General features: G+C 65.7%; 7 protein-coding genes and 2 pseudogenes. 6 read left to right on the top strand and 3 right to left on the bottom strand.

Annotation, left to right across the window (positions count from 1 at the left end):
* The 6 genes and pseudogenes from V7050_RS15725 to V7050_RS15700 form a co-directional block, all read left to right on the top strand.
* A pseudogene (locus V7050_RS15725) lies at positions 1–323 on the top strand (transcription termination factor Rho); the annotation flags it as partial.
* A gap of 17 nt (positions 324–340) precedes the next feature.
* Positions 341–1,651 (top strand): tRNA uridine-5-carboxymethylaminomethyl(34) synthesis GTPase MnmE, encoded by a 1,311-nt coding sequence (mnmE, locus tag V7050_RS15720; protein ID WP_324365320.1) that lies wholly within the window; start codon positions 341–343, stop codon positions 1,649–1,651.
* A 3-nt stretch (positions 1,652–1,654) separates the two neighbouring features.
* On the top strand, positions 1,655–3,535 hold the full coding sequence (gene mnmG / locus V7050_RS15715; protein ID WP_324365321.1) for a tRNA uridine-5-carboxymethylaminomethyl(34) synthesis enzyme MnmG: 1,881 nt from the start codon (positions 1,655–1,657) through the stop codon (positions 3,533–3,535).
* A 59-nt stretch (positions 3,536–3,594) separates the two neighbouring features.
* Entirely contained in the window at positions 3,595–4,167 is a 573-nt protein-coding gene (gene rsmG, locus V7050_RS15710; RefSeq protein ID WP_324365322.1) for a 16S rRNA (guanine(527)-N(7))-methyltransferase RsmG, read from the top strand.
* Complete coding sequence (locus tag V7050_RS15705) at positions 4,160–4,975, top strand: ParA family protein (RefSeq protein ID WP_324365323.1); 816 nt, start codon at positions 4,160–4,162, stop codon at positions 4,973–4,975. Before rsmG ends, V7050_RS15705 begins: the two co-directional genes overlap by 8 nt.
* Position 4,976: 1 nt before the next feature.
* The gene (locus V7050_RS15700; protein WP_324365324.1) at positions 4,977–5,879 is read left to right on the top strand and encodes a ParB/RepB/Spo0J family partition protein; all 903 of its coding nucleotides are present in this window, start codon (positions 4,977–4,979) and stop codon (positions 5,877–5,879) included.
* Between the two features lies 1 nt (position 5,880).
* Here the strand turns inward: V7050_RS15700 and hemW are convergent, their stop codons facing one another.
* From hemW to V7050_RS15685, 3 genes and pseudogenes are all read right to left on the bottom strand, one after another.
* On the bottom strand, positions 5,881–7,041 hold the full coding sequence (hemW, locus tag V7050_RS15695) for a radical SAM family heme chaperone HemW (RefSeq protein ID WP_324373661.1): 1,161 nt from the start codon (positions 7,039–7,041) through the stop codon (positions 5,881–5,883).
* Complete coding sequence (locus tag V7050_RS15690; protein WP_324365973.1) at positions 7,038–7,661, bottom strand: non-canonical purine NTP pyrophosphatase; 624 nt, start codon at positions 7,659–7,661, stop codon at positions 7,038–7,040. Before V7050_RS15690 ends, hemW begins: the two co-directional genes overlap by 4 nt.
* A pseudogene (locus V7050_RS15685) lies at positions 7,658–7,861 on the bottom strand (ribonuclease PH); the annotation flags it as partial. The pseudogene V7050_RS15685 and the gene V7050_RS15690, both read right to left, overlap by 4 nt.

The following is a 7,861-nucleotide window of genomic DNA, read 5'->3' as shown; positions in this document are numbered from 1 at the left end:
CGCTGACCATCATCGCCACGGCGCTGATCGACACCGGCAGCCGCATGGACGAGGTGATCTTCGAGGAATTCAAGGGCACCGGCAATTCCGAGCTCGTGCTCGACCGCAAGATCGCCGACAAGCGCGTCTTCCCGGCCGTGGACATCCTGAAATCCGGCACCCGCAAGGAAGAGCTGCTCGTCGACAAGACGGATCTTACCAAGATGTTCGTTCTTCGTAGAATTCTCAATCCGATGGGAACAACGGATGCAATCGAGTTCCTTCTCGGGAAACTAAAGCAGACCAAGACAAACTCTGAGTTCTTCGATTCTATGAACAGTTAGATTAAGTAAAGAAACTCATGATTTCGAGCGATACCGTTTTCGCTCAATCTACTGTCCAAGGCCGATCCGGTATTGCGGTCGTCCGGATCAGCGGGCCGGCGAGCGGCCGCGCCTTGCGGGTCCTGACGGGCAAAAGCGTCGAACCTCGCCAAGCATCGCTACGCTGGCTGCGCGATCCGGTGAGCGGCGAAGGACTGGATCGGGCTCTGGTGCTGCATTTCCCGGCGCCGGCGAGCTTTACCGGGGAAGACGTGGTGGAGCTGCAGGTTCACGGCAGCGTCGCCGTCTGCTGCAGGATCCTCGATGTCCTCTCCACGATCGACGGCTTGCGCCCCGCCGGGCCCGGCGAGTTCACCCGCCGTGCCCTGATGAATGGGCGCGTGGATCTCGCTCAGGTCGAGGGGCTCGCCGATCTTCTTGCAGCCGAAACGGAGATGCAACGGCGCCAGGCCCTGCGGCTCATGGAAGGCGGGCTGTCCCGCAAGGCCAAAGACTGGCGCGCCGGGCTCGTCCGGGCGCTGGCGCATGTCGAGGCGACCATCGACTTTGCCGACGAGGAGGTGCCCGAGGAACTCCCCCCCCTCGTCCGGGACACCCTTGCCCTGGTGGCCGCGGAGTTCGAAGCGGAACTCGCGATGAGCCGGGGTGCCGAACGCCTGCGGGACGGGTTCGAGGTGGCGATCATCGGCCGGCCGAATGTTGGGAAGTCGACGCTGATCAACGCCCTGGCCGCGCGCGAGGTCGCGTTGACCTCGAGCATCCCGGGCACCACCCGCGACGTCATCGAGGTCCGGATGGACATTCGCGGCCTTCCGGTGACCCTGCTCGATACGGCCGGGCTCCGCGAGGGTGCCGAGGCGATCGAGAGCCTCGGGGTGGCGCGCGCCCGCCACCGCGCCGAAGCCGCCGACTTGCGGGTGTTCGTCGTCGATGATGCCGAGGATGTCCTGGGGCTGGAAGTCGGATGTCGCGTGGGTGACATCGTGGCATTGGCGAAAGCGGATCTCCGGGGCAAACCGGAAGGGCTCGCGGTATCCGGCATGTCGGGTCAGGGTCTCGAGGATCTCGTGCTCCGGATGGCGGAAGTCCTGGGCGAACGGGTGCCGGCATTGGCTTCGGTGACACGCGAGCGGCAGCGTCAGGCGATCCGGGATGCACTGGATGGAGCTAAATCTGCTATGGCTTGCGTGGATGTGACCCATGGAGACAACATCTTGATCGCTGAGCATATTCGATCCACGCTTCGGTCGTTGGATGTGCTCGTCGGAAAAACCGATGTCGAAGCGGTGCTCGACGTGATATTTGCGAGTTTCTGTCTCGGCAAATAGGGAATGTTTCACGTGAAACACCCGGATTTCGATGTGATCGTCGTGGGCGGCGGCCATGCGGGCTGCGAAGCGGTCCATGCCGCCTGGCGCATGGGCGCGCGCTGCGCAATGATCACCCATCGCTTCGATCGCATCGGAGAGATGTCCTGCAATCCTGCCATGGGCGGAATCGGCAAGGGCCACATCATCCGCGAGATCGACGCCCTGGATGGCCTCATGGGCATCGCATCCGATCGGGCCGCGATCCAGTATCGTCTGTTGAACCGCAGCAAGGGGCCAGCGGCCCAGGGCCCGAGGGCGCAGATCGACCGGGCTCTCTACCGGGAGGCGATGCAGACCCTCTTCAGGGACTCGCGCGGACTGGAGGTTCTGGAATCCGAGGTCGTGGACCTTCTTCAGGACCGCGGGCGCTGCATCGGGATCCGCCTGCGGGACGGAGGAGATCTCAAGGGACGGTCGATCGTCCTGACGACGGGAACCTTCCTGCGGGGCGTGATTCATATCGGACCAGAGAGCCGGCCCGCGGGACGGTTTGGTGACGATGCCGCAATACCTCTGGCCGAAACGATCGAAGACCTCGGCCTCCCGCTCGGGCGACTCAAGACCGGCACGCCGCCACGTCTCGATGGACGAAGCATCGATTGGAGCCGTGTGAAGCGTCAGGAAGGCGATCCAGACCCGGAGTTCCTGTCCTTCCGGACGCGAAAGCCCAACCAGCGGCAGGTTTCCTGCGGCATCACGCAGACGAACGAAGCCACGCACGACATCATTCACCGCAACCTCGCGCGCTCCGCGCTTTTCGGCGGCAAGCTGGTCGGCCCGGGTCCGCGCTATTGCCCGTCGATCGAGGACAAGGTGAACCGCTTCGGCGACCGGAACTCCCATCAGGTCTTCCTCGAGCCGGAGGGGCTCTCTTGCGATGTGGTCTATCCGAACGGGATTTCGACGTCCCTGCCGGAAGACGTCCAGATTGAATACGTGCGCAGCATACATGGTCTTGAAAACGCGAGGATACTTCGTCCCGGCTACGCGGTGGAATATGACTACGTAGACCCACGATGCCTCAAGGCGTCGCTGGGCGTTAAGGCTTTGCCCGGTCTCTTCCTCGCCGGACAGATCAACGGGACCACCGGCTATGAAGAGGCGGCCGGCCAGGGGCTGGTTGCGGGGCTCAATGCCGCAGCAACTGCCCTGGGGTTGGACGAAATCCGGTTCGGGCGGGAGGAAGCCTATATCGGGGTCATGATCGACGACCTGATCACGCGCGGCGTCTCGGAGCCCTACCGGATGTTCACGTCGCGGGCCGAATACCGTCTCCAGCTGCGCGCCGACAATGCCGATCAGCGCCTGACTCGCAAGGGGATCGCCTACGGTTGTGTTTCCGATCAGCGGCGGGCCTCCTTCGAAGCAAAGGAGGCGATGCTCGAGCGAATCCGTTCGGCGGGAAGATCGGTTGTCGTGACGCCGAGTGAGGCCTCTGCGATGGGTCTTGGGATAACCATGGACGGCATTCGCCGGAATGCTCTCGACCTGCTCTCCTATCCCAGCTTCGGACTGGAAGAGATTTGTGAGGCATTTCCTCTACTTGCGGAATTCCCGGAGGACGCACTGCGACAGGTCGAGAGGGAATGCCGGTATGCGCCCTATCTGGAGCGGCAGGCGGCCGAGATCGCACAGCTTCGCCGGGACGAAGATGTCGACCTGCCGAAGGATCTCGATTTCGGAACGATGTCGGGCCTTTCGGCCGAGCTGCGGGAAAAGCTTGAGAGGGTCCGGCCCGCAACACTTGCGCAAGCCGGGCGTATCGAAGGCATGACGCCTGCGGCCCTGACGCTGTTGTTGCTTGCGGTGCGGCGGCTTGGCCTGGAGCGGGCCGCGGGGTGATGGAGCCAGGTTGCTCAGCGGCGTGCTTGCGAGATGAATACGCTGTTTCACGTGAAACAATGCAGCATTTCGAGACTTATCTCGCATTGCTCGAAAAGTGGAACCGAACGATCAATCTCGTCTCGCCAGCGTCGCTCGACGATGCCTGGCGACGCCATGTGCTGGATTCGGCACAGCTCTGGCGGTTGTGCCCGCCGGATGCCCGCAACTGGCTCGATCTCGGGTCCGGTGCGGGCTTTCCGGGCCTGGTCGTCGCGCTCCTTGCGCGGATGGCGGGCGCGCCGCTCCGGGTGACGCTTGTCGAGAGCGACGAGCGCAAATGCGCCTTTCTGCGCACCGTCGCCAGCACCTGCGCACTGGATGCGAGGATCGAGACGGGCCGGATCGAAGACTTGCCGCCCGCCTTGGCCGATGTCATCTCCGCGCGAGCCCTTGCCCCGCTCGACAAGCTCCTGGGCTATGCGCAAATTCATCGCGCGGCATGCGGTATCGGCTTGTTCCCGAAGGGGCGGACGGTGCATAAGGAGGTGACGGAAGCGCGCCGCAACTGGCGATTCGACTGCCAGTTGCACCCCAGCGCAACCGACCCGGATGCAGCGATCGTGGAAGTAGGAGCCCTGGAACGTGTCTGACCCCGATTCTGGACCTCAGATCGTCGCCATCACCAACCAGAAGGGCGGGGTCGGCAAGACGACCACCGCGATCAATCTCGGGACGGCCCTCGCGGCCCTGGGATACCGGGTGCTGCTCATCGACCTCGATCCGCAGGGCAATGCCTCCACGGGCCTCGGTCTGGGCCCGACGGACCGGACCTTCACCTCCTATGATCTGATGCTCGGCGATTCCGCGGCGATCCAGCTGGCGCCGACGCTGGTTCCGGGCCTGCAACTGATCCCCGCCACACCCGATCTGAGCGCAACCGATCTAGATTTAGTAGGCGATTCTAGGCGCATACACAAAATAGAGGATGCACTGGCGGTGAACCCGCAGCCGTTCCGGGACCTCGACTTCATTCTCGTCGATTGTCCGCCATCGCTCAGCCTGCTGACGGTCAATGCCCTGGTCGCGGCGAATTCCGTGCTCGTGCCCCTGCAATGCGAGTTCTTCGCCCTCGAGGGCCTCTCTCAGCTCATGCGGACGGTTCAGACGATCCGGAACGGCTCGAATGCCCGGCTGAAGATCCAGGGCATCGTCCTGACCATGTACGACCGGCGCAACAATCTCTCGGGACAGGTCGCCTCGGACGTTCGCGACAATCTTGGCACCCTTGTCTACGACACGGTGATCCCGCGAAACGTGCGGTTGAGCGAGGCGCCCTCCCACGCCGTGCCGGCGCTGATCTACGATCGCTCCAGCTCCGGCAGCGTCGCCTACCAGAAATTCGCGGCCGAGTTCCTGGCACGGGCCGGCGCGACGCGGCATCTTGCGGAAACGGTCTGACATGGAGAGCGCACGGATGGAGAAGAAGGGTCTCGGACGCGGCTTGTCGGCGCTGCTCGCGGATATCTCGCCCCCCGCCGAGCCTCCGGTCGCAGCGGAGGACAGGCCCGCGGCACCGACCTCGCCGGCCCGCACGATTCCGATCGACCGGATCCGGCCCAACCCCGACCAGCCGCGGCGCAGCTTCGACGAGAAGGAGCTCAACGAGCTCGCGGCCTCGATCCGCGAGCGCGGCGTGATCCAGCCGCTGCTGCTGCGGCCCTATCCGGGAAGCCCGCAGGAGTTCCAGATCGTCGCCGGCGAGCGGCGCTGGCGCGCGGCCCAGATCGCCAATATCCACGACCTGCCCGCGATCGTGCGGGATCTCAACGATACCGAGGTTCTCGAACTCGCCATCATCGAGAATATCCAGCGCGCCGATCTCAACGCGGTCGAGGAGGCGCTCGGCTACCGGCAATTGATGGACCGGTTCGGCCATACCCAGGAGCGTCTCGCCGAAGCGCTTGGCAAGAGCCGCAGCCATGTCGCCAACCTGCTCCGGCTCCTGACCCTGCCCGAGCCGGTGCTCGACCTGGTCCGGAGCGGCCAGCTGAGCGCCGGGCACGCCCGCGCCCTGGTCACCGCCCAGGATCCCGAAGGTCTCGCCAAACAGGTGGTCGCCCGGGACCTGTCGGTCCGCCAGACCGAAGCCCTCGCCCGGGCCGCAACCGAGCGGCCGGCCGCGCAGCGCAGGGCGCCGGAGGCGAAGGACGCCGACACGCGGGCGCTCGAATCCGACCTGACGGCGAATCTCCGGCTCAAGGTCACCATCGAGCACAAGCCGGGATCATCGGACGGCGAGGTGCGAATCCGCTACCGGACCCTGGAGGAACTGGACCGGCTCTGTCAGGTGCTTTCCGTGTAAGTTATTGATCTAACAGCTGTTTTATCACAGTATTGAGCACGATCCGGCCGGAATCCGTCGCGGATATCCGACTGCCGTCACATTCCAGCAATCCCAGATCGGAGAGCTCCGCGATCCGCACCGCCGGAAGCGCCCGCCCCGTCAGGCGCGCGTAGCGCCCGAGGTCCACTCCCTCGCGGAGCCGCAGACCCATCATCAGCATCTCCGCGCCCTGATCGTGCGTCTCGACTTCGGAACGGATGGCGATCTCCGCCGTACCGCCTTCCGCCGCCGACAGCCAGGCATCCGGGGATCGCGGCGATTCGATCGCCCAGCGCCTGCCCCGGAGGGTCAGCCGGCCATGCGCACCGGGGCCGATGCCGGCATAATCGCCGTAGCGCCAGTAGATCAGATTGTGCCGGCTTTCCGCCCCCGGCCGCGCATGATTGGAGATCTCGTATCCACCCATCCCGGCCGCGTCGCAGGTCTCCTGCGTCACCGCATACATGTCCGCGGCGAGATCCGCGTCGGGCAGGCCGCGCAGGCGCCCGCGGGCCTGCATGTCGCCGAAGCGCGTGCCATCCTCGATCGTCAGCTGGTAGAGCGACAGGTGATCCAAGGCGAGGGCGAGGGCGCGGCCGAGCTCCGTGCGCCACTGCTCCAGCGTCTGCCCCTGCCGCGCGTAGATCAGGTCGAAGCTCACGCGCGCGAAGGTCCCGCGCGCGATCTCATAGGCCCGGATCGCCTCCGCGACATTATGCATGCGCCCCAGACGGCGCAGATCGCCATCATCGAGCGCCTGGATCCCCATGGAGACGCGATTGACGCCCGCGTCGCGAAAGCCGCGAAACCGCCCGGCCTCGACCGAGGTGGGATTGGCTTCGAGCGTGATCTCCGCGTCCCCGGCCAGGGGCCAGGCATCCCTGACCGCCGCGATCACCGCCGCCAAGGTGTCGGGCGGCATCAGGCTCGGCGTGCCGCCGCCGAAGAAGATCGTGTCGACCACGCGCCCCGGCACCTGCCGCGCCACCGCCGCGACCTGCCCGACCAGCGCCCGGCGCCACCGCGCTTCGTCGATGCCGGTGCGAACATGGCTGTTGAAGTCGCAATACGGGCATTTCGCCAGGCAGAACGGCCAATGGACATAGATCCCGAAGCCGCCCGACCGCCAATCCTCGGTCACGCCGGCTCGGGGCCGAAGCAGCCCGCGATGAGCTTGCGGAAGGCGTTACCGCGATGGCTGATGTGGTTCTTCTCCCAGCGGTCCATCTCGCCCAGCGTTACGTCGAAGCCGTCCGGCTGGAACATCGGATCGTAGCCATGGCCCTGGCTTCCCCGCATCGGCCAGACGCAGCGGCCCTCGATCCGACCCTCGAAGGCCTCGTCATGCCCGTCCGGCCAGGCCAGGACCAGCGTGCAGAGAAATCGCGCCGTCCGCGGCTCCGGCACCGCGGCCGCATCGAGCTCGCGCCAGACCCGCGTCATCGCCTGCACGAAATCCCGGCCCCCGGGGGTTTCCGCCCAATCGGCGGTATGCACGCCCGGTGCGCCGCCCAAGCCATCCACGGCGATCCCGGAATCATCCGCGAGCGCAGGCAGCCCGCTCGCCTTCGCGGCCGCATGGGCCTTGATCCGGGCATTGCCGAGGAATGTCGTCTCCGTCTCCGCGGGCTCGGCGAGCCCGAGGTCGGTCGCCGCCAGGATCTCCACCGGGAATGCCGCGAAGAGATGGCGGATCTCCTCGAGCTTGCCGCGATTATGCGTCGCCGCAACCAGCCTCGAGCCGGAAAAGCGCCGGCTCACGCGGTCGCCGCCCGCTGCGCCGCGACCAGCGCGGCGATGCCCGTCTCGGCGAGGTCGATCAGCCGGCCGAGCTCCGTCCGCGTGAAGGTCGCCCCCTCGGCGCTGCCCTGAACCTCGATCAGCCCCAGTTCCCCGGTCATGACGAAATTCGCATCCGTGCCGGCGGCGCTGTCCTCGGCATAGTCGAGGTCGAGCACCGG

This window comes from Amaricoccus sp. (assembly GCF_036846665.1).
GTDB lineage: Bacteria > Pseudomonadota > Alphaproteobacteria > Rhodobacterales > Rhodobacteraceae > Amaricoccus.
This window is presented reverse-complemented; position numbering and strand designations above follow the sequence as displayed.